This window comes from Natronomonas pharaonis DSM 2160 (genome assembly GCF_000026045.1).
In the GTDB taxonomy this organism is placed as follows: Archaea; Halobacteriota; Halobacteria; order Halobacteriales; family Haloarculaceae; genus Natronomonas; species Natronomonas pharaonis.
The window spans coordinates 1567769-1586924 of sequence record NC_007426.1; the positions used below are offsets into that span (position 1 = coordinate 1567769).

Genomic DNA, 19156 nt, shown 5'->3' on the forward strand with positions numbered 1-19156 from the left:
ACCTCGATAAAGTACGGAAGGGGCTGGGAAAGCGGGAAGTGTATATTGTGTTCCCTGTCGCCATATTTCTCACCGGCGCATTGCGGCCGATGCTTGAGTTACTGTGGTACGATAGTGCTTGGTTCGGTATTCTCGGAGCAGGGCTTGCAGCCCTTGTAACGGCATGGGAAATTAATCGTATACAAAACAGAATGGATGAGACAGCGGTGAAATACAGTGTTGCATTGGATTGAAATCGGAGTCGGATATGGCGGCTGTCGAAGGCAGTGTGTCCAGTATCTGGACAGCGGTATCCGTGGTGGATTGCGTCTCACGTTTGTATAGCTTCTTATAAACACTCACCTCGGTCCGGATTCTTATTCAAATAGTCCACGACCTCACGTCCGATTTTGCCCCTTACTCAACTGCAGATTCACCAGAGCTGGCCGACCCCGCTGGCCGATTCATCCCGAAATCAGATTTCCCTATGAAGAACCTTGAACCGCCGCGTCAGTAAATTGTCATTGGCGCGAGAATCACAATCAACCACGACATAGAGGGTTCTAAGCCATAGACAGTATTTCACCAGAAAAAGTCACACGAACACGCTTTGCCTTCTCACTGGTATCCGCCTGGATAACACCAGCTTCTTCGAGATCATTCACGTGGCGTACGACTGTACTCTTCGAGTGAGATGTTCTGCTTACAATCTCAGAAAGAGAGATCCATCCGCCTGCTTCGAGAATAATGGTGAACGTATCGGTTGTTCGGTCGGGGATTTGGGTAGTCAGATCTGGAAGAACCCACTCTCGTACCGTGCTGTCGAGGTCGCTGAAAAACAGCGCTGTATCAATCTGATTTGCATAGACTAACGATGCAACTGTAAGCGGAAGAAGGACGTCTCGGGCTCCACCGCCTAAGGAAACAATCGTCTCTCGGTCAGGTTCAATGTCTCCAAGGAGTCGACAGCAGTCGCGAACGGTCGCTTCGAATGATGCTGTCTCGACCCGCTCGACGTTGATCTCGAAGGCCGGTTCAGCTTCGTGCAAGTATTGTTTGACATCTGCAATTGTCTGGTTTGCCCACTCTGTATCAGATTCGGCCTCGGGGCGCAGCAATACTAACATATCTCCGCCCTGCATTCCTTGATTGATTACTGGCCGCGTAGCACGCCGAGTATCGTAGCCAATCGGCGAAATGTAGGTGCGCATATGCCCACATTCGTTGAAACAGAGAAAAACTGTGTTGGTGCAGATTCCTGCATTCGTACCCAGCAGAGTGCATATTGTCGAATAAGTATGTTTTCTTTCAGACAGGATTTAAGTAAGTGTCCGCTGAACAGTCGGCTATGGCCTCTGCCGGTGAAAAGGGAACCGTCGTCCCGCAAGTCCGACAGGTGACCGTGTCACTCACGCCGAGGACACGGTTCCCGGTACCGAAGTCAGATGGATATTCCGTGTACTCTGCACTCCTCTCAGTACTCTCCGACGTAAGCGAGGAGATTGGATCGAGCGTTCACGACTCGCCACTCGGAAGCCTCCACAATAGCGGACTACTGGGGCCGCGTGGGAGTAGTGATCGACCACATCACAAGCTGTTGCTGCCCGACGAGACCTACGAGTTGTCGCTGGGCATCGTTCACCCGGAAGATGGCGAGGTATTTCAAGCACTCGTGAACGCGCTCGTGCTACAAAATGAAACAGTCGAATTGAGTCACGGTGAACTGGAAGTGCGAGAGTTCGAGAGTTCGAACGCGACGCACGAGGAGCTGCTGGCAGAGGCTAGTCAATACGACGATCCGACGGTTGAGATGACTTTCCAGACGGCGACGTGTATTGAAGAAGCAGACGGTGTAACGACGATGTTCCCAACCCGTGGTGCCGTCTTCAACTCACTACTGGGCAAATGGAATCGAAGTGTTCCCGAGGAGTTGGAACTGGATCTGACTCGTGAGGAGGTTGATGCAAGCGTCATTGAAAAGCCCAACGACCGGAGCTATCAGACGCATTCAGTGCTGGTCAACCGAGTGAAAAACGACAACGGTGAAAACCGGAATATCTTCCGGCAAGGGTTCACTGGCGAGTGTGCATACGCGTTCAAAGGTGCCAGTGAGAGTGTAGAGAATGCCGTGACTGCGCTGGCGCTGTTCGGAGAGTATTCAGGTGTTGGGAGTGCCGTGGCGAGAGGTTGTGGACAGGTAAGTACGGAGGTCAAGGATTGATGACAGAGAACGATGGTAAACAGACCAAACTCGGTGAAATCGAGTCGGAGACTGATGATGTTGCAGAAGAAGAGCCTGCTGAAGGCGTTGGCTCGTTCTCACCGGCTTTCCTGGCAAACCCAGAGGAAGAATTTGAAACGGATCCCAATTCGGAGACTGTCGATGCAAAGTTGGATAACGTCTTGGGCGAGTATATTTCGGAGGTAGACCCACGTCTTATAGAAGCTGGCTGGGCGTTCCTCCCGAACAAGAGCGTCGAATACGGCAAGGTTGACCAGTCGATGCTCAATCACACGCGAAATCTAGTGTACTTTTTACACCAGCTTGCTCGCCAGATAGAGAACACCGATCTTCCGTCGATCACACCGAAAAAACTCCGCCATCTCGTCGCACTCGCGGTCGCTCACGATTATCACAAGCTCCGCGAAGAAGACGAGAATCCAAACGAACGGTTCGATATCAAAATCAAGGAACTAGAACCATTCATCGAGGAAATCGGGCTGGACGAATTCAGTTCTACACCGGACGATCCTGAATCAGAACTTTCGATACGAACCTTCCGCTCGTGTGCCGTCGACCATCACGACACTGAGAATGCTAACTCGACTCGCGTTACGACAACGTGGCGAGAGTATCGGCCACTAATTCGACTGGCAGACTCGATGGCTTCCTCGGCGACACCAGAGGCAGCGACGAATAATCGCGTTCAGGACCGGTTCCGTGAGGCCTTCCCCAGTGGAAACTTCGAACTCGCCTATCACCAGACCGATCACGTCAGTGGTGTTTTCACGAACTTGTTGAACAAGGTTGTGAGCGAGTATCTACAAGAGGAGTACGATTATCAACTGCTCACGATGTATCAGGATGGCTGTGTGTATCTAACACCAGCCGAACTGGACCAGCCGGAAACTGACGAAGACATTGTTGCCGCGATCACCTCCCGCCTAGGAGACAGCATCGGAGATTCCCATCCATCGTACAACGATATCGATCAACTACGATCAAACTTCTCGATTGTCGGCGCACAGGGACTCTACAGTTTGAACGAGCCCGATTTCTTCTATGCTGGCAGTGGAAAGATGTTGCAGGCTGTCGTTCGGAAGGGAGTCACCGATGGCGACGCGGACGCCAGCGCCACGGACGCTGCCACGGAGTCAATGGAACTGCTGGAAGCTGAACTGGGGACCAAGTTCGAGAAGACGGAGCAACAGTACGGTCTCGGTCGATTCGTGAACACAATAAAGAGCTGGTTTGTCGACCCCTTGCTTCCCAGCGACCGAACTGCGAACGACCTGATTCGAGCCACTGTCACCGCGTTCGGTCTTTCGGATGAGCTAGCTGAGGATCTTGTTGCTCTCTCAGAGGAGACTACCTCGGCGCTGACCAGTGGTGGCAAATGGGAGTACTCGTATGCAATTGCACAAGGACTTCTGGACCGACACGGAACCGGTCCCGTAATCCCCACTGTCGAGGACGAAATCGTTATGACACTGTCGGATGGGTTTGCTGCACTCGTTGAGGACGATTCTGATTGGCAGACCCGCATTCAGAACGCACACGCGGGTGACATGGCGACAGAAGTCCAGGCGTTCATCGGAGAAACCCTCCGTATCGGTGGTGGCAATCTCATCCTCACGAGCGCGACGGTCGATACCTACGACGAATACGTCAAATCATCGCGGGGCAAGACCTGTACACTGTGTAGCCGTGGCGTCGCGGTGGGGGGGAACCTTGGACCGATGAAATCGAAACAATCCCTGACGACGTTACAGGGGGGGTTCTCGAACAGAGAGATGGTTGGCGGGATGAAACGGGATAAGCTCCTGCTGTGTTCGATCTGTCGAATCGAATTCTCGTTGCGTGAGACAGCAGCGTCCAGGCGAGACGGTGGGCGACTGTTCTTCCATCTGGTGCCTGATTATTTTTATACGCCCTACTCCTGGCGACTCTATTCTCGTCTAGTTAACCGGTTCACGGGTGAAAACCGAGTTCGACTGGGACGACTTGCTGAGCGGGTGTTCGATATTGACTCGCTGGAGGAGTTCACTGGTGTGATGGACGAATTGACACAGCCGGAAGGGAATGGGCGAACGATGATCGAGTCGCTTTCCCAGGAGTTCGACCGTAATCGGCAGTTCGGTGCCCAGACGGTCGGCTATTTCAAGAATCCGGACAACGATACCGAATTTCAGTTTTTCGGTGCGTTTCTGGCCCTCACCGTGAGCGCCTACACTGGGATGCGTGTGTATCTGAGTTCGTCGCCTGTTCCAGAGATGCGCTCTCGTGACTTCCCGGAGTTCGCAAAGATCGGGAGTGGGTTCACGCAGGTGACGAGCTTCTACGGCGAAACTGTCTCGTTGACCAGTCTGCAGTCGGAACTCCAGTCAGCGGCCGCCGTCGTGAAGCTTGGGTACGCGATCCAGGGTAACGACCGCAACGACTCCCTGTTCGCAAAATACCTCCGGACAACACGAAACGAACTATTGCCGGGGTCGTATCTGCTCAAGCGTGCTGTCCAGACCTCAGATGAGGGGCCGTACATACCCGCCCTGATGAGGTATGCAGTCGCGCTCGATCAGCGAAACGCAATCAGACAGTCCAATTCACAAATGACTGATACACCACACAATCGCATCTCGACACTCGCGGAACTTGCATACGATGCCATCCGACCGGCGAGCGGACACGGCCGGAAACCGCATCGTGTCGAACGGGTGTTCCGTGAGAGCGTCAAAGCAGTATCGAAGACAGGACAGCAACTAGACCAAGAGGACTACAAGATGTGCGTGTCCGGGCGGCTTCAGAAGATGATCGACCGGCAGGCGGGGGATGCTGTCTATCCCGTCAGTGCCGAGGAATCAGACGCTGGGACGCCGCTTCAGGAGCGCATTGAGGAGTACGCGGCATACTTCGTCGACGAAATCCTCTACGGGATCGCAAACGGGCGTCCCTCCCAACTGAAACGACTCGAAAACAACCTCGCAGACGGGTTCTTCGGTGCGACACTTCGAGCCGAGGCAGAGTATTACGACCAAAAAGGCGAAGAGAAACAGAAAGCAAACGAGGCCTAACAATGATTCCAGACAATATCACCAACGCACTCGCAGATGGTACCGTTCCAATCGATGGCATGACCAACACTCCCGGAACGAACTACACGACGCTCCTCGTGCTCCGGGAACTGGACAGCCATGCCATCTTCACGACGAATGGACAGGACGCCGACATCACTTCACTATCGGTCGTCGGCGACAGCGGGAGTATCGAGTACTCACCCGGACTGATGTTCATGCGGAAACAGACCGGGAGTGATCGCCGGGCTGGAAAGGCAATTCAGCGGGAACTACTGGAGTACGACCGGAGCGATTCGATGGATGTCAACGACATGAACCCCCAGTCCGTCGAGTCAGCTCTCTACGGCAGTGCAGCCAGTGGAGACGATGATGTCGATATCGGGGTCACGTCACGAGTGATGTACGATACCGCGTTTACTGTTCGCGATGCCAGTGCGTGTATCGATGAAAAATTCCAGAACGCGCCCGGTGAGGGATACGCCAAAGGATCAACTGCAAATATTCGAGAACCAGATTTCTTCGAACCGGGAACCCTGTTCCCATGTACCATAACCCTACGTGACGCAACACCTGCGGAAGTGGCATTTGTTACCGCAATAACAAGTAGAAATAAGCGGTACGGAGCGGCAACGACTCGGCTAGGGCGGGTGAACAATCGTATCCTCGGCCTCTACACTGGCTCTGAAGAAGGTCCGTCAAACCGAGAACTCACCGCCGAAACGATTGTCTCGTTCGCCAGCGAGAGTAATCGGACGCTTGGTGATGTCGTCCAGGCCCCAGCGCTGAATGCTGACCAGGCAGCGGCATACGTCCGAGAGGCATACGACACAGCCTGTACGGAGACAGTTGCACAGACACCCGTTGATGACGAGGTGCTCGACGAATTACTGGCGCTCACAGATGACGACGATCTCCGAGCTGTGCTTGAGGCCCAACAACCACACTCACGATCGTTCATTGATGACGCAATCGCGGCAGACGAGAGCTAATCCGAGCCATGGAGGTACTTGAAGCAACGCTGACAACACACGGGAAGGTCGGGTTTGCATCTCGTGAGGTCGGTCGGATGGCCGACACCGACCCGTATATCCTCAACACAGCGTTACATTATGCGCTCGGTCTGGCGGGTGGCAACTACGTTGACGTCACGCACCAGCCGACATACATAGAGGATACAGCGGACATCGTAGACGAAGTGTACGTAACTCCAGCGACACCTGTCGCGGTTGAGAGCGAGTCAATCCGAACGGAATACCTCACGACCAACCGGAACGCGAGAGCGGATACCTACGCAACCCCGAACTATCCGGCCGAGGACGATCCCACAGGAAAGGCCAGCCAGAACCTGCCAACGTTCGAGCGTGAACGAGCGCTAGCGCCGGGCAACCACTTCCGGTTCTATGTCTTTCCATACGGCCGGACAGCTAAGTCAGCCAAAGAGACACTGCCGTCGTACATCCGACTGGGAAAAAAGCGTGGGAAAGGACGCGTTCGCTATCGTATCGTTGAGGCCGAGCGAAAATCGGGGACATTCTCGCTAGGTCACCCGTTGAGCATCTACGATCATGACGCACAGCCACTCGGTGGCGTTGTAATGCGGCAGATGCAACCCACACCGCTCTGGTTCGAGGGCAAGTTCGAAGCTGACCACTACGCGATAGAATCCCCGACTGAGTCTGCTGATCGCGTGTACTATCCGGCAGGTGCCAAATTCCTCGCAACGAAGCGTGGCGATGTCTGATTCGACACCACTCAACGTCCAATTGAAGGGACTTGGGTTGCGAAAATATCCAAGTGATTCGTATCCGGTCGACGGCGTTACTCCTCACCGCCACCAGTGGGCACTCCACGACGCTCTGACAACAGGTGTCTCAGGTGCCTTCGTGAACGACGCGCCAACTGGTGCGGGAAAGACGCTGTCGTGGCTTGCGCCGACGATTTCGGAGGGTCTAGACACCGTTGCGGTGTATCCAACGAACGCACTGATCGAAGATCAACGGAAGAATATCGAGTTAATGCTGGACGATATTGATGGCGGAGACGATGTCCATTTGCTGGCAGTCTCAAGTGATACACTCCAAGACGAGTACGCAACAGACTATCCTGCTGAGTCGAACGGAGAGATCCTTTCGTACCTCTTACGGGATGCATTTCAGCGTTCGGAAACGGTTATTCTGCTCACGAATCCAGACATATTCGTCCTGTTACGCCGGAGAATATATCACAATCGGACTGATGGAATCAATTTCTTCGAAGTCGCTGTGGTCGATGAGTTCCATCGAGCGACACGAAAGGAGCAGAATACGCTCCTGTTCTTACTGGACGAAATGCAGGATGCTGACACCGAAATATGTCGGTTGTCATACCTTGTGTTCCTCAGTGCAACACCAGACGAGGAACTAGCTGGCCGGTTCGAAGAAGCGGTCTCTGCACCCTACTATCCACTCACGGGTTTTGGATGGCGTGAGACGCCACACCCAGCGATGGCAGCGGACGACCAGCCAGCTATCGCATTTGCCCCCGGCCAGCTACCGACTGCGTACCGTCCAGTATTGCCTCCACTCGAACTTCGGTTGCAGCCAGCAACAACATTTCAGACTGCGTCACGTCTGGCTGAACAGCGAGAGGAAACTATCGACCAGCTCTCACAGGGTCGGACCGTTCTGATGCTGGATGGCCTACATGAAGTTGACGAAATATATCGATTACTGCAAGATTCTGAGCTCGGTACTATCGAACGAATCGACGGGTTTCATCGCGCAGACATAGCTGATAAACTCAACCGATTCGACACTCTTGTCAGCAATGCGGCAGTCGAGGTCGGTGTCGATTTCGATACTGATCAGGTGCTGTTCTCTGCACACAGTGCCGCAACGTTCTTCCAGCGACTCGGCCGTCTCCGAACACGTAAAGAAACATCAAAAGCCTACGCGTACATTCCTCCCTACGTATATAAACAACTTCAATCGGAAATAAATGCGTACGGTAACGAATGGATAAACCGAGAGAGATTCGAGGGATTGGTTGAACAACACTATGTCGATAACTCGACACCGAAGTCGTTCGACTGGCGGTATTCGACTGTCGAGGCGTACCATCACGTCGAAGAACGGGTGGAGAACACCCCGTCGGACGAAGCTGGGTTGATCAGAAAAGAGGGGTGGAAGCGGATCGAGCGGCACTTTTGCCGACCGCATGGTACTGTGTTCTCAAAACAAGATGCGAAACGTTGTCATGATTCGGTACAGACAAAGATTCTTGATGCGTTGCAGATGTACCGCGGTGACAGTCTTCAACTGACAGTCTATGATCCAGATCAACAGGTCGTCCAGAACTACAATCTGACGTATCTGCTACGACACGGTGACATCCAGTTACTAGAGCGGGATGACTTTTTGACGCGTGTTCCTGACCGTCTCGGAGACGATGTATCGCGGGTGGAACGCTACAGCATTGGATACTGCATCTACTACGGGACCTACGATGGCGATGGAACCGAAGGTGATGACGAGTACACTGGTCGTGACCTTTGCTTCAAACCGACTGGTGATCTATACTCACTGTTGAATAGAGGGAAACGACAGACTCGGGAACCAAAAGTGTGTACCGGGCTGGAAGTCGAAACGTCGCCAGACATCGATGGGTTAGACCAGTTGAAGATCGAGCTCAGTGAAACCGAAGTCCTCTGCTATCCAATTGAGGGGCACGTCAGCGAGGTCTCGAAACAATACTCCATTGGCGAGTTCGGATTCGTGTATCCACTCCTACACCCAGAAGGAGATACGGCTACGATCGCGTTCAGCCACGATGCGCTTTATCTGTACTGCCGAGTACAGGATCAACAGGAGGCTGATGGACTCGATATCGAGGTGAGTGAGTTGTGACGCCAGCAAATTCCGTCACAGATCACGATGAGTGCGTTCATGTGAGTGCGCTGAATGAGTACCTCTACTGTCCACGGCGATTCTACTACCAGCGGTACCACGACGAAATGGGAACCCCATACGAACTGGTTGATGGTCGCAGTAAACACGAGAACGCTGCCCAACGGGGCGATTGGATCAACGAGCGATACTTGAGTGATAGTTCACTCGGTCTTCATGGCAAAATCGACATTATCGAATCCAAAGACGGAGTACTCACGCCAATCGAGCGCAAGCGAGCTGAAAGCGGCGGGTACTACACCAACGATGAAGTTCAGCTGGCCGGCTACTGTATGCTGCTGTCCAACGCAATAGGCGAGCCCGTCAACGTTGGCTACATATATCTATATTCTACAGACCAGCGACATTCGATTCGAATTACAGAGGACCACCGACAGGCTGTCACCAAGATAGTGGATCAAATTCAATCCATGTCAGCCACAAATATTCCGCCACTCACGGACAACCCGGACAAGTGCGATGCCTGCTCCGCTAGGGAGTACTGTATGCCAGCAGAGACGGCAAAGCTCGAACCCGAGAAAGCCCACGGAACGGGCTGGGAGGACGAAATATGAAAGCTGCAGAAGGGATGTTCGACGAGTCAGTCGTCTACGTCACCAAACAGGGAACCCAAGTCCGTACTGACGGCGGACAAATCATCGTCTGGGACGTTGACGGCGATGACGGAGAGCTCGCAGCCTACCCCAAAGAAAAACTCGACACCATCAACGTCTTCGGGGGGGTCAACTTTTCGACACCGTTCGTTGCAGAGGCGAATGAACACGGCATCGTCCTGAACTACTTCACGCAGAATGGCAAGTATCGGGGGAGTTTCGTCCCCGAAAAGAACACCATCGCAGAGGTCAGGCGCGCGCAGTACGCACTCACACCTGCGAAGGAACTGGCAATTGCCAAGGAAATGATTCGTGGTAAGATACGCAATCAGCGCACATTGCTCTCACGGAAGGGTGTCACCGGCACAGATGTGCTGAAAGACCTTGGCGTTCGTGTAGACAATATCAAAACGAAAGACGACCTTCGAGGAGCAGAAGGCGAGGCAGCAGAGCGGTACTTCGACAGACTCGATGAGACACTCGTTGATGGCTGGACATTCGAGAAACGGACGAAGCGACCGCCCGAGGACCACATTAACTCGTTGCTCTCGCTGACCTACGTGTTCATGAAAAACGAGGTCATGAGCGCCCTCAGACAGTACAACCTGGATCCGTTCCTGGGAGTGCTACACGCAGATCGACACGGGCGACCATCACTCGCACTCGATCTGCAAGAGGAGTTCCGCCCGATCTTCTGCGATGCTCTGGTGACGCGGCTGGTCAATCGGCGGACGTTGACACACGACGATTTCAACAAGGATAACAGACTGTCCGATGACGCGTTCAAGACCTACCTCTCAAAGTTCGATGAGTTCATGCAAGAAGAGTTCACACACCCGCACTTCGAGTACTCCGTCACACGGCGAAAAGCAGTGCGACAGCAAGCAATTCTACTGCGAAAAGCAATCACAGGAGAAATGGACCAGTACCATCCTCTGACATTCCAGCGATGACAATGCGGCTCGCCGTAGCTTACGATGTCAGTGACGACACGAACCGACGCCACGTGTATCGAACACTCCAACGGTACGGGGCATGGAGACAGTACAGCGTCTTCGAGCTGGAAATCAGCAAAACCGACCGTGTTGAACTGGAAGCCGAACTGGAATCACACATTGACCCGAGTGCTGGTGACCGCATTCGTATCTATCGCCTCTGTAGCGCCTGCCAAGACGCAACAACAGATATTGGCAACGACCCGCCGGATGGGCAATCCAACGTGATCTGAGCCCCGTCGTTCATCGACCCTTATCAAATGTCTGTATAGCCCCCCTCCACGAAGAACCGCCCGAGTATCGATACCAGAGAAACGCTTATCATTCCTATCATCGTATTTCCACCCCCCGTCGAGACGGACTGAAAACCCAGAACGGGATTGAAACAAGTCCCAAGCGTGACTGAAGACTTAGAGTTTGCGGTCGAGACGGACTGAAAACCCAGAACGGGATTGAAACATTACGGCGAATGGACGCTCGATATGACGTTTGACGATGTCGAGACGGACTGAAAACCCAGAACGGGATTGAAACGTTGCGGTCGACGATTCAGGCGACCAACTCGAACGTCGAGACGGACTGAAAACCCAGAACGGGATTGAAACAAAGATACGCTCAGGCGTTGTCTCCCGCAACCCATGTCGAGACGGACTGAAAACCCAGAACGGGATTGAAACAACGTCCCTGATTCAACGCGGATTGGGTCGGTTGCAGTCGAGACGGACTGAAAACCCAGAACGGGATTGAAACTGAAGGTAAAGATATCGTCGTCAATCATGAAAACCGTCGAGACGGACTGAAAACCCAGAACGGGATTGAAACTCGCTAGTCATCGGTCAGGCCCTCCGGGCTGGTGGTGTCGAGACGGACTGAAAACCCAGAACGGGATTGAAACCGTCGGCGTCTCGCTCGACGACCGTGCCCGTCGAGTCGAGACGGACTGAAAACCCAGAATAGGATTGAAACCTGCCGGTGAAGAACGCGCGGAGCGGCGGCAGCGGTCACAGTAGACAGAAAGCCACTGATTGCGCTGAATAGTCCGAGCTGCTCGTATTGAATTGCCCTGATGCTTATTCTCGATGCTGCTCAAGCAACGCCGATGACCTGTGAGAAAGACAACAACAGTCGGAACAGTTCGATAGAGGTGTGTCCGGAGGTCGGCGAAGCGGTGGTTTCGGTGCGGGACCGTGGGGTCAGAGCTGAATGTATACGACCATCCCGATGTATGCACACTTCGTCGTCTGCTGAGCGAGTCGCGTGTATAGATCGAGCCGGTGATCGGCACGATCACGCCGGCCGCCGAGCGACGGCCACGACCGGGTATATAAAGAACAGCCGCTCGGTCACCGCAGAACGACGCAACCGAATCCCCCGTATGCACGGAGCTATATAAATGGGTGAACGAACGACCCTCAGACTGTCCGACGAACGGAAGCACCTACTCGATCAAGCAAGCGATATCGTGGCGTCCGACCCATCGGATGACCCGCCGAGGAGTGACGTCATCGACGCCGCACTGACGCACCTGATCGAATCCCACGAGAACCTCGAAGACGTCCGCGACAAGTACCCGCCCGGCGAGGTGAAAGACTGCTGCAACACGTCCGTGCTGCAGCTCCGGTACCGAACGTCAATCGAGCAGCGCTGGCGGTAAGAGGCTACCAACCTGAGAGGGTGTCATAGAACAGTTACCATACCAAAGAGCAGAGCCTGTCATAGAAAACTTCGCACGGTCTGTCTATCCGACTCTTGTCAAGACCTGCGTGCAAGATACACAGCGCGTATCTTACATAGCGGATATTTGGATTCTCCCAAAGGTCGGGCTACACGAACGAAGGTAAACCGATACAAAAATATAATATAGTCTATAACATTAATCAGTAATTATGAGTGATCCATTTACCGAAATCCGGTATGTTGGGGATCACCGGGCAGATGTCCTGCGAAATGCCGGGTACGACTCTTTAGATGAATTGAGTCAGGCGTCAAGAGATGAAATAGCGTCGATAGATGGATTTGAGGACGGAATTGCAGAGAGAGTTGTTCGGCACTTCAAAAACGAACAATAAACAGGACGATTAGACATGAGTGAGTAGCAGGAACTTGAGGCTCTGTGCTGAATAGATGCTCTATATCTTGCATACCACCTCAGATATCAATCGTATCTAGTAGTTTCTTTTTCGCCCAGTACGCAGTTCTCTAACCGGCTGAGACTGATTCTATGACACGCTATTACTGGAAAATTCGCATGTGACAGAATCAGCACACGGTTAGCAAATTGCCGAGCTGATTAGCTCTACTGTAGCGGTCGGACTAGTTTAATTGGCGCGACGTGATGGACGGACAGATTTCGACCGTGGAGCACGTTTGAGCAGTCTGGTGAGGCCGCAGAGCCAGCCCAAGAACGTCGAAGCTAACTCGTCCGGTCGACCCACTGGCAGAAGTCGTGAAAGTCGTCGGCACCCGCTTGTTTGGCTATTTGCTGCAGCGTCCCGACTGGGATCGGATCGGCTTTCGGGACCGTTACCGTCCGCACCTCGCCCGTTTCGTCATTCTCGTATCGAAGCGTTGTGTGGCTCCCCTTGCCACCAACCGGTACGAACCCGTGTTTGGTGAGCGTCTTAATCACGTCTCGCGAGGAAAAGCTCGTCCGGACCACACTACTCGAGCCACGGTGGCGAGCCATTTTCGCCGATCTCGACATCGATTCCTTGGTCCTCAAGATACGCTTCAGGATCGTCAATCCGCTCGCCGTCGCCAAAGTGGCTATCCAAAGCATCGGCGAGCTCGCGAAGCGCCTCAGCCTCGGTGTCGCCGAACGAGGCTACGCCCGACTCAACGTGTCGGGCCGTTACACGACCGTCGTCCTCGTGAACGAATTCGACGCCGGCCGGAGGCTCTGATACAGTCGCCATACTTCACATAAGCTATCGAGTGTTGTAAACTCACCGCCCAGCCGCTCGGTGCCGGCAGCGTAGGAACTCCTCAACGCGCGCGCTTCGCGGAGGTCACCGGTCCCTGACCGAACAGCGAGTTTCAGACCCCCCGCCCCCGCAGTACGCGAAATGGATTCCGGGTCGGACATCGAGGCCGTGCGACCCCCGGCCTGCCCTGTTAGAGCTGACCGTCTCATACTGTTAGCGCGTACGTACATACACATACCCTGCCTACCGCCGTTAGTAACAGTCAATCTCGGACCTCCGATGCAATCTGAGACACGCGTCCACGCGAGACCTCGCAGGCCTCCAGACGCGCGACATCCTTGCCGGTCATCTCCGTATCACGGTAGACCGATGCGATCCACTTGTCCCGCTCTTCCTCACGAGCCTCCTTCCGGGCTCGTTCGACCATCTCGTTGACCTCGCTTTGTCGCACCCAGTTCGACCCGTGGTCCCCGTCGTCAAGCCGGTCGTCTTTCAGCGCGTCCATGTATTTGAACGACTCCGAATCGTCCATGTTCGGCCACTCGAAGGTCTGGAGCGTCTCGTAGTACAGGACGCGCTTGGTGGGATGGATACGCTTCTTGTAGACACGAGCGAAGCCTCTGCGTTCGATGTTGATCCAGTAGTCCGCCAGCCGCTCGAAGCGGCTGTCTATCTCCTCCGGCGACGGCAGGTTGACGAAGGCGATAATCTCCCGAACACGGGCCATCTGCCACCTTTCGGCCGCATCGATGTTCTTGTTCGAGTTCGACCGGCGGGCATCGAACTGCTCGCCTTCCTCCATAATCGTCGCCGAGCCCGGTGGAAGGTGCCCGTAGAAATCCAAGAACTCGAAGGGGTCGATAGTCGTCTTGTGTTCGCTGAAGCCCGCTGCCGACGTATCTGAAACGTAGCCGAGGAAGTCACAGCAGTTCGACTTCCCGATGCCGGTCTGGCCGTCCTTTGCCGTGACGAGACACTTTGCGTCCCGATTCTCAGCCTTTCGCTGTGCCAACTCGCGGAAGAACGGTCCGTTGAAGGCTCCGAATAGCGACTCGGCTGCTTCGGTCGGTGCGGGGTCGGCTTCGCGCTTCCGGAGCTCGGCGGCAAGGTCGGCATCGAGGACTCCGTCGAGGTCGTGCGGCTCGTGGCCGTGATCGACGCTGACTGCCATCGCTAACTCCCTCCGGGGACCTTTTCGAGGGCATCATCCTGCCCTCTGGCTTCGAGTAGCGCCGCGAGGTCCTCGTGGCCGATATCATCGTGCGGCGTTGTCTCGCGCGCCTGTGCGCCGAAGCCGAGCTTCTTCGCCAGATCGTCGAGGTCCTCGGTCAGCTGTAGAATCTCCTCAACGGGGATCTCGGTAATCGCTGGGACAGTTTGGGTTGAGACGCCTCGTCCCCGACCGGCTGACGGCTGATGCCGTTCGACACGTTGACCGAGGCGCTGCCGTAGCGGTGCGATGTTCGGGAAGTCGCCGTCGTCAAGCACCGATTCGTCGCGGAACTCATACAGGACGTCGTAGTACTGGATGCAGGCGGCGGCTAACTCCTTGTGCGTCTGGACGCTGACCTGTCCTTCGACGCCTTCGTCCCAGTACTGATTCCGGACCATCTGTACGCGACGGCGCATATCGTGAATCATCCGCCGTGGCGCTCTGTCCTGCCGCTCGTCGTCGTCACTCGACATCGATATCGACCTCCGTTCCGGTGTCGTCGACGGGCTCGATCCAGATGCCGCCCCGGTACGTCTCGACGCGGACGGTTTGTCCCTTGTCGAGATTCAGCGTCATCGTAGCGTACTCGGTCAAGTTCGCGTAGAGGGCGGTGTTGCGCTGCTGGACAGTTCGCTCTTCGGTGTTGAGCGGTTCGTGACCGTCAGTGTACTGTCGGCGGTGGGTTCGGACGGGTTTACTGCATTGATTGGAGGCCATCGATTCGGAGTGCGCGGTGTTGCAGTAAAAGTCCCCGGTCCTGATGCAACAGCTATCCCCGGCCATACAGGAACCGGAGTCAGGCTATATGCCGTCCCATATTCAACGGCTACTCATGGCTGGTCAAAGCCAGAGTTACGTCAGCAAAGGCGCTGGCGCAGTGGAAGGAGTGTCGAACCGTACCGGGCTATCGGAGGCTCGTATCATGGGCACCGTCCGTGTCATCGGCGGTGCGATGATCGGCATCGCGATTCTCGCCCTTGTTCTGACCGAGGTGTTCACCCTCGAGGCGATGGACATCCAGGAGGGGCCATTCAGCGGAGTCGTCGATAGTCTCGAATCGACCGGGGGTGCTGCTCTCGGGCTGCTCGTCATCGGGCTGTTGGTTGCTGCTGCCAACCGCGTGATGGGCTTCTTCGGCAGCGGGGGCTTCTGACCAATGTCGGCGTCGTACGCCCACCGCGGTGCTGACGCCGTCGAACACGCGAGCGACGCAACCGGCGTTTCAGAGGCGCGCATTATGGGCACCGTCCGTGTTATCGGCGGTGCGATGATCGGCATCGCCGTCCTCGCCCTCGTCCTGACCGAGGTGTTCAGCCTTGAGCAGTTCGCTCAAGACGCTGACGGAAACTACGAGGGGCCATTCGGTGGTGTCCTTGACAGCCTCACGTCGACCGGTCCGGCAGCACTCGGGCTGCTGGTCATCGGCTTACTCGTCGCCGCGGCCAACCGCGTGATGGGCTTCTTCGGAGGCTCTGGCTTCTGAGCAGTCCATCCTGAGGCACCGCTTTTCGACTACTTTCCAACCGTCACACACCTATGAGAGGAAGCGTCTGGACCGTCGTCGTTCTGGCCGTCGGCTTAGCGATGCTGCCGTTGATACTCGATTTCGGTGACGCCGAAGGCAGCCTGACGGCTGACCTCTTCGGCATCATCGCTGTCTTCGACGGCATCCTTGGACTGTTGGTCCTCGTCGCCGCGATGGCGGCGTTCGTGGCGTACTTCCAGAGCGACGGGTTCTGAGAACGATGTACCAACGCTATTACTTCGCGCTGGCGGTCGGCGCGACGCTGCTGACAGCGGCGTGGCTGTTCCGACCGGACGAGCGTACCACTATCACGAGCTTCGGTGCATTCGTCAGCTGGAGCTTAACCGCCCTCGTCGGTGGTGAGGTCGAGCGCGTGACCAGCGACGGGAGCGTCGTCGCCGCTCCGGTTCCCGCTGAGGTCCGGTGGCTGACGTTCCTGTTTGCACTCCTGTCGCTACTCGCGCTGATTCTGTACACAGTCGGCGTCTACCCGCCGAACACCGACGATGAACCACTGAGTGATTCACAGACCAATGGATAGCGAAACGCAAGAACACATGGACGCACAGGAAGACCGGCAGCTCACCGCTAGCAGCCAGCAGGCTGTTATGTCGGCTGCTGCCGAGAAACAGCACCGGAAGCTCGAAAACAGCCACTTCCTCAACGAGCTTCGCGATTCGGATCTCGGTGATTCGGAGCTCTTCGAGTGGCTGGAAGACGAACATCCGACGTGGTTTTCCGGGGCGCATGCCGTCTCGAACCGCGGGGATACGTGGGACGATGAAGCCGACCTGCTCATGTTCAACAAGCGTGAGCGGGCACTGGCAGAGAACCGCCCTGGGCGGCTGCTTCGCGGGCGGCCATTTCTGCTTGCGACCGCGCAGGGAGCCGAAACGCCACAACTCGATGCCTACGACCAGCCGGGTATCCCTGGCGACCGGCAGTACTGGAAGCGGAAGACGGCTGACAAAGAATCGGCCCGCCGGCCGATGTCCTCCGAGGAGCAGAGCCGCCTCTACGGCGCTGCCGAGGTCGCCGCCGACCTGATGGCACTGTCGAAGAACGCTGCCGGTCTTGATGCGACCACGACCGCCACGACCGAAACGCGCGTTCGGCGCGAAGAGCAGGAAGAGGGAGCTGCATCGCGACTCGGGAGGTTCTACGAATGACCGCCGGTAACGATAGCGACCAGCCCAAGACGATGCTGGAGTACCATTTCCGGCGACTGTCGCGGAAAATCGTGGTAGTGGCTGGCCTCGTTATAGCGAGTCTCTTCGTGGCAGCCGGCATGATCGTTACGCCGTTCGACTCGGTGGTGGGATTGATACTCACACTCGCTGCGATTGCTGTACTGGCCGTTTGCCATGCGATTATGGAAGACGGGTTGCTGCGCCGCGGACTGAATAAGTTGCCTGGGGGTTCTCTCTCCGAACTCAAGCGCCCGGACGAACGCGAGCCTGCTGGAGGTGTCGCCGATGACTGACGACGACCTTCCGGGCGACGACGTCCTCGACGACGACCTGCTCGAAGACGCGGAGACAGAGGACACGGACCCTAAAACACGTGGAAAGAAAGCCGGCGAGCGAATGCGGCAAAAGACAGAGAACTTTGTCCTCTGGACCGGCGGCGTCGCCGGTGGCCTAACCAGTACCGCGTTCCGCATCGTACCGTTTACCGGTAGGCTGTTCAAGCGGATGGCGGTCAAGAGCATCGAGAACTACCACAAGAAGGCCGGCGGTGACGCGGTCGGTATCGTCGCCAAGGAGGGCCAACAGATCGACCTCATTCCGGTCAAGTACCGAACTCCTGAGGAGGTCGACGAAGGCGAAAAGGCCGGCTGGAAGGCCAAAGGAATCGACAAGGTCTGGAACCCCGGACCGGAAGGCTACTCGGTCAACTACATCGGCCGGACGCCGACAGTGCCGCTGCAGCGCGACGATCACGTCGAAGCCGGCTGGCTCAAACCCCGCATCGGCACGGCCATTGAACTCGACAACTACTGGCCGCTGTTCGTCAACCCGGACATCACCGCAAACATCGACTACGGTGCGGCCGGCGGGTCACAGCGGGCTCGTGCTGACGGTGGTATCAACGATCCGGCAGTGAGCTTCGAGCTCGACTCGCCGGGCGAGTGGGCCGGCGACAACATCATCGATCTCGACAGTGGGGACGGCTACGACGGGATGCGAATCTCGTTCAACAAGGCCAAAGAGTGGCGTGCCGAGACGACGACCTCCGAGTCGATGCAGATGCAGGAGGACCGCGGGTTCCTTCGTGGACGGCTCTCTGGCGACGAAGGGCCGTCGCTGTTCAAGTTGCTGCTGCTCTGTGCCGCCATCATCCTCGGCGTGCTGGCTATCGTCTTGATTGGTCCGCAGCTTGTCGGCGGCGAAGACGGCGGGTCGTCGATGAACCCGCTGCTGGTCAACAGCCTGATGGCCTTCGGGGCGGTCTGAGATGTTCGGCGCGTTCATCCGCGCCGTGCTTTCTGCGGGCGCAGCCGTGCTTATCGCCGCGATACTGTCGTTCATTCTTGGATTCTTTCTGCCGTTTCTTGGCCCCGAAGACGAGCTCCTGTATCGGAGCTTCGCGGCGGTCGCCGAGCACAACCTGCTGGTGATGATGCTGGCCGTCTGTGCGGCGCTGGTGGCCCGCGCCGTCGTCGAGGCGCGGCCGGGAGGGCTGTGA

Annotated in this window: 24 protein-coding genes and 1 CRISPR repeat array; of the genes, 18 read left to right on the plus strand and 6 right to left on the minus strand. The window is 55.9% G+C overall.

From position 1 onward, the window contains the following. Positions 1 to 542: 542 nt before the first annotated feature. Positions 543 to 1190: a MarR family transcriptional regulator gene (locus NP_RS08070; RefSeq protein ID WP_011323342.1), complete on the minus strand. Its 648-nt coding sequence runs from the start codon at positions 1188 to 1190 to the stop codon at positions 543 to 545. Between the two features lie 137 nt (positions 1191 to 1327). Between NP_RS08070 and cas6 the strand changes: the two genes are divergently transcribed. The 10 genes from cas6 (at position 1328) to NP_RS14145 (ending at position 12875) form a co-directional block, all read left to right on the plus strand. Further along, on the plus strand, positions 1328 to 2200 hold the full coding sequence (gene cas6 / locus NP_RS08075) for a CRISPR system precrRNA processing endoribonuclease RAMP protein Cas6 (RefSeq protein WP_011323343.1): 873 nt from the start codon (positions 1328 to 1330) through the stop codon (positions 2198 to 2200). Then, complete coding sequence (cas10d, locus tag NP_RS08080) at positions 2167 to 5271, plus strand: type I-D CRISPR-associated protein Cas10d/Csc3 (RefSeq protein WP_198408083.1); 3105 nt, start codon at positions 2167 to 2169, stop codon at positions 5269 to 5271. Before cas6 ends, cas10d begins: the two co-directional genes overlap by 34 nt. A 2-nt stretch (positions 5272 to 5273) precedes the next feature. Beyond that, positions 5274 to 6263, plus strand: coding sequence for a type I-D CRISPR-associated protein Cas7/Csc2 (cas7d, locus tag NP_RS08085; RefSeq protein WP_011323345.1), 990 nt, complete (start codon positions 5274 to 5276; stop codon positions 6261 to 6263). An 8-nt stretch (positions 6264 to 6271) separates the two neighbouring features. Further along, positions 6272 to 7015 (plus strand): type I-D CRISPR-associated protein Cas5/Csc1, encoded by a 744-nt coding sequence (cas5d, locus tag NP_RS08090; RefSeq protein ID WP_011323346.1) that lies wholly within the window; start codon positions 6272 to 6274, stop codon positions 7013 to 7015. After that, on the plus strand, positions 7008 to 9158 hold the full coding sequence (cas3, locus tag NP_RS08095; RefSeq protein WP_011323347.1) for a type I-D CRISPR-associated helicase Cas3': 2151 nt from the start codon (positions 7008 to 7010) through the stop codon (positions 9156 to 9158). The genes cas5d and cas3 overlap by 8 nt, the downstream gene beginning before the upstream one ends. A 41-nt stretch (positions 9159 to 9199) precedes the next feature. Further along, positions 9200 to 9772: a CRISPR-associated protein Cas4 gene (gene cas4 / locus NP_RS08100; protein WP_232503962.1), complete on the plus strand. Its 573-nt coding sequence runs from the start codon at positions 9200 to 9202 to the stop codon at positions 9770 to 9772. Further along, positions 9769 to 10764: a type I-D CRISPR-associated endonuclease Cas1d gene (gene cas1d / locus NP_RS08105; protein ID WP_011323349.1), complete on the plus strand. Its 996-nt coding sequence runs from the start codon at positions 9769 to 9771 to the stop codon at positions 10762 to 10764. The genes cas4 and cas1d overlap by 4 nt, the downstream gene beginning before the upstream one ends. Before the next feature lie 2 nt (positions 10765 to 10766). Then, complete coding sequence (gene cas2 / locus NP_RS08110) at positions 10767 to 11039, plus strand: CRISPR-associated endonuclease Cas2 (protein WP_049939589.1); 273 nt, start codon at positions 10767 to 10769, stop codon at positions 11037 to 11039. Positions 11040 to 11156: 117 nt separating this feature from the next. Beyond that, positions 11157 to 11772: direct repeats of the CRISPR family, unit length 37 nt; unit sequence GTCGAGACGGACTGAAAACCCAGAACGGGATTGAAAC. A gap of 427 nt (positions 11773 to 12199) precedes the next feature. Continuing rightward, positions 12200 to 12460: a DUF7386 family protein gene (locus tag NP_RS08115; RefSeq protein WP_011323351.1), complete on the plus strand. Its 261-nt coding sequence runs from the start codon at positions 12200 to 12202 to the stop codon at positions 12458 to 12460. Between the two features lie 232 nt (positions 12461 to 12692). Then, positions 12693 to 12875, plus strand: coding sequence for a helix-hairpin-helix domain-containing protein (locus tag NP_RS14145; protein ID WP_083761672.1), 183 nt, complete (start codon positions 12693 to 12695; stop codon positions 12873 to 12875). A gap of 344 nt (positions 12876 to 13219) precedes the next feature. Here the strand turns inward: NP_RS14145 and NP_RS08120 are convergent, their stop codons facing one another. The 5 genes from NP_RS08120 to NP_RS08140 all read right to left on the minus strand — a co-directional run bounded on the left by NP_RS08120 (position 13220) and on the right by NP_RS08140 (position 15660). Further along, positions 13220 to 13585: a type II toxin-antitoxin system HicA family toxin gene (locus NP_RS08120; RefSeq protein ID WP_332370221.1), complete on the minus strand. Its 366-nt coding sequence runs from the start codon at positions 13583 to 13585 to the stop codon at positions 13220 to 13222. Continuing rightward, complete coding sequence (locus NP_RS08125; protein ID WP_011323353.1) at positions 13467 to 13721, minus strand: type II toxin-antitoxin system HicB family antitoxin; 255 nt, start codon at positions 13719 to 13721, stop codon at positions 13467 to 13469. The genes NP_RS08120 and NP_RS08125 overlap by 119 nt, the downstream gene beginning before the upstream one ends. Positions 13722 to 13992: 271 nt before the next feature. Continuing rightward, a complete protein-coding gene (locus NP_RS08130) occupies positions 13993 to 14901 on the minus strand; it encodes a hypothetical protein (RefSeq protein WP_011323354.1) in 909 nt (302 codons plus the stop codon). A gap of 2 nt (positions 14902 to 14903) precedes the next feature. Then, positions 14904 to 15416: a hypothetical protein gene (locus NP_RS08135; protein WP_011323355.1), complete on the minus strand. Its 513-nt coding sequence runs from the start codon at positions 15414 to 15416 to the stop codon at positions 14904 to 14906. Continuing rightward, entirely contained in the window at positions 15406 to 15660 is a 255-nt protein-coding gene (locus NP_RS08140) for a hypothetical protein (protein WP_049939591.1), read from the minus strand. Before NP_RS08140 ends, NP_RS08135 begins: the two co-directional genes overlap by 11 nt. A gap of 115 nt (positions 15661 to 15775) precedes the next feature. Between NP_RS08140 and NP_RS08145 the strand changes: the two genes are divergently transcribed. Genes NP_RS08145 through NP_RS08180 form a run of 8 tightly spaced genes read left to right on the plus strand, consistent with a single transcriptional unit; the run spans position 15776 to position 19156 of the window. After that, positions 15776 to 16096, plus strand: coding sequence for a hypothetical protein (locus NP_RS08145; RefSeq protein WP_011323357.1), 321 nt, complete (start codon positions 15776 to 15778; stop codon positions 16094 to 16096). Positions 16097 to 16099: 3 nt separating this feature from the next. Beyond that, a complete protein-coding gene (locus NP_RS08150; RefSeq protein WP_011323358.1) occupies positions 16100 to 16426 on the plus strand; it encodes a hypothetical protein in 327 nt (108 codons plus the stop codon). Between the two features lie 53 nt (positions 16427 to 16479). Continuing rightward, positions 16480 to 16683: a hypothetical protein gene (locus NP_RS08155; protein WP_011323359.1), complete on the plus strand. Its 204-nt coding sequence runs from the start codon at positions 16480 to 16482 to the stop codon at positions 16681 to 16683. Between the two features lie 5 nt (positions 16684 to 16688). Further along, positions 16689 to 17009 (plus strand): hypothetical protein, encoded by a 321-nt coding sequence (locus tag NP_RS08160; RefSeq protein WP_011323360.1) that lies wholly within the window; start codon positions 16689 to 16691, stop codon positions 17007 to 17009. Next, the gene (locus tag NP_RS08165; protein WP_011323361.1) at positions 17002 to 17637 is read left to right on the plus strand and encodes a hypothetical protein; all 636 of its coding nucleotides are present in this window, start codon (positions 17002 to 17004) and stop codon (positions 17635 to 17637) included. Before NP_RS08160 ends, NP_RS08165 begins: the two co-directional genes overlap by 8 nt. Further along, complete coding sequence (locus tag NP_RS08170) at positions 17634 to 17951, plus strand: hypothetical protein (RefSeq protein ID WP_011323362.1); 318 nt, start codon at positions 17634 to 17636, stop codon at positions 17949 to 17951. The genes NP_RS08165 and NP_RS08170 overlap by 4 nt, the downstream gene beginning before the upstream one ends. Next, complete coding sequence (locus tag NP_RS08175) at positions 17944 to 18924, plus strand: hypothetical protein (RefSeq protein ID WP_011323363.1); 981 nt, start codon at positions 17944 to 17946, stop codon at positions 18922 to 18924. Before NP_RS08170 ends, NP_RS08175 begins: the two co-directional genes overlap by 8 nt. Before the next feature lies 1 nt (position 18925). Next, positions 18926 to 19156 (plus strand): hypothetical protein, encoded by a 231-nt coding sequence (locus tag NP_RS08180; protein ID WP_011323364.1) that lies wholly within the window; start codon positions 18926 to 18928, stop codon positions 19154 to 19156.

Coding starts and splice junctions, on each gene's coding strand:
- NP_RS08115 (WP_011323351.1), top strand. CDS start 12,200: ATGGGTGAACGAACGACCCTCAGACTGTCCGACGAACGGAAGCACCTA.
- NP_RS08135 (WP_011323355.1), bottom strand. CDS start 15,416: ATGTCGAGTGACGACGACGAGCGGCAGGACAGAGCGCCACGGCGGATG.
- NP_RS08150 (WP_011323358.1), top strand. CDS start 16,100: ATGTCGGCGTCGTACGCCCACCGCGGTGCTGACGCCGTCGAACACGCG.
- NP_RS08155 (WP_011323359.1), top strand. CDS start 16,480: ATGAGAGGAAGCGTCTGGACCGTCGTCGTTCTGGCCGTCGGCTTAGCG.
- NP_RS08140 (WP_049939591.1), bottom strand. CDS start 15,660: ATGGCCTCCAATCAATGCAGTAAACCCGTCCGAACCCACCGCCGACAG.
- cas5d (WP_011323346.1), top strand. CDS start 6,272: ATGGAGGTACTTGAAGCAACGCTGACAACACACGGGAAGGTCGGGTTT.
- cas2 (WP_049939589.1), top strand. CDS start 10,767: ATGCGGCTCGCCGTAGCTTACGATGTCAGTGACGACACGAACCGACGC.
- cas7d (WP_011323345.1), top strand. CDS start 5,274: ATGATTCCAGACAATATCACCAACGCACTCGCAGATGGTACCGTTCCA.
- NP_RS08120 (WP_332370221.1), bottom strand. CDS start 13,585: ATGCTTTGGATAGCCACTTTGGCGACGGCGAGCGGATTGACGATCCTG.
- NP_RS14145 (WP_083761672.1), top strand. CDS start 12,693: ATGAGTGATCCATTTACCGAAATCCGGTATGTTGGGGATCACCGGGCA.
- NP_RS08180 (WP_011323364.1), top strand. CDS start 18,926: ATGTTCGGCGCGTTCATCCGCGCCGTGCTTTCTGCGGGCGCAGCCGTG.
- NP_RS08125 (WP_011323353.1), bottom strand. CDS start 13,721: ATGGCGACTGTATCAGAGCCTCCGGCCGGCGTCGAATTCGTTCACGAG.
- cas6 (WP_011323343.1), top strand. CDS start 1,328: ATGGCCTCTGCCGGTGAAAAGGGAACCGTCGTCCCGCAAGTCCGACAG.
- cas3 (WP_011323347.1), top strand. CDS start 7,008: ATGTCTGATTCGACACCACTCAACGTCCAATTGAAGGGACTTGGGTTG.
- NP_RS08165 (WP_011323361.1), top strand. CDS start 17,002: ATGGATAGCGAAACGCAAGAACACATGGACGCACAGGAAGACCGGCAG.
- NP_RS08130 (WP_011323354.1), bottom strand. CDS start 14,901: ATGGCAGTCAGCGTCGATCACGGCCACGAGCCGCACGACCTCGACGGA.
- cas1d (WP_011323349.1), top strand. CDS start 9,769: ATGAAAGCTGCAGAAGGGATGTTCGACGAGTCAGTCGTCTACGTCACC.
- NP_RS08070 (WP_011323342.1), bottom strand. CDS start 1,190: ATGCGCACCTACATTTCGCCGATTGGCTACGATACTCGGCGTGCTACG.
- NP_RS08170 (WP_011323362.1), top strand. CDS start 17,634: ATGACCGCCGGTAACGATAGCGACCAGCCCAAGACGATGCTGGAGTAC.
- NP_RS08175 (WP_011323363.1), top strand. CDS start 17,944: ATGACTGACGACGACCTTCCGGGCGACGACGTCCTCGACGACGACCTG.
- NP_RS08145 (WP_011323357.1), top strand. CDS start 15,776: ATGGCTGGTCAAAGCCAGAGTTACGTCAGCAAAGGCGCTGGCGCAGTG.
- NP_RS08160 (WP_011323360.1), top strand. CDS start 16,689: ATGTACCAACGCTATTACTTCGCGCTGGCGGTCGGCGCGACGCTGCTG.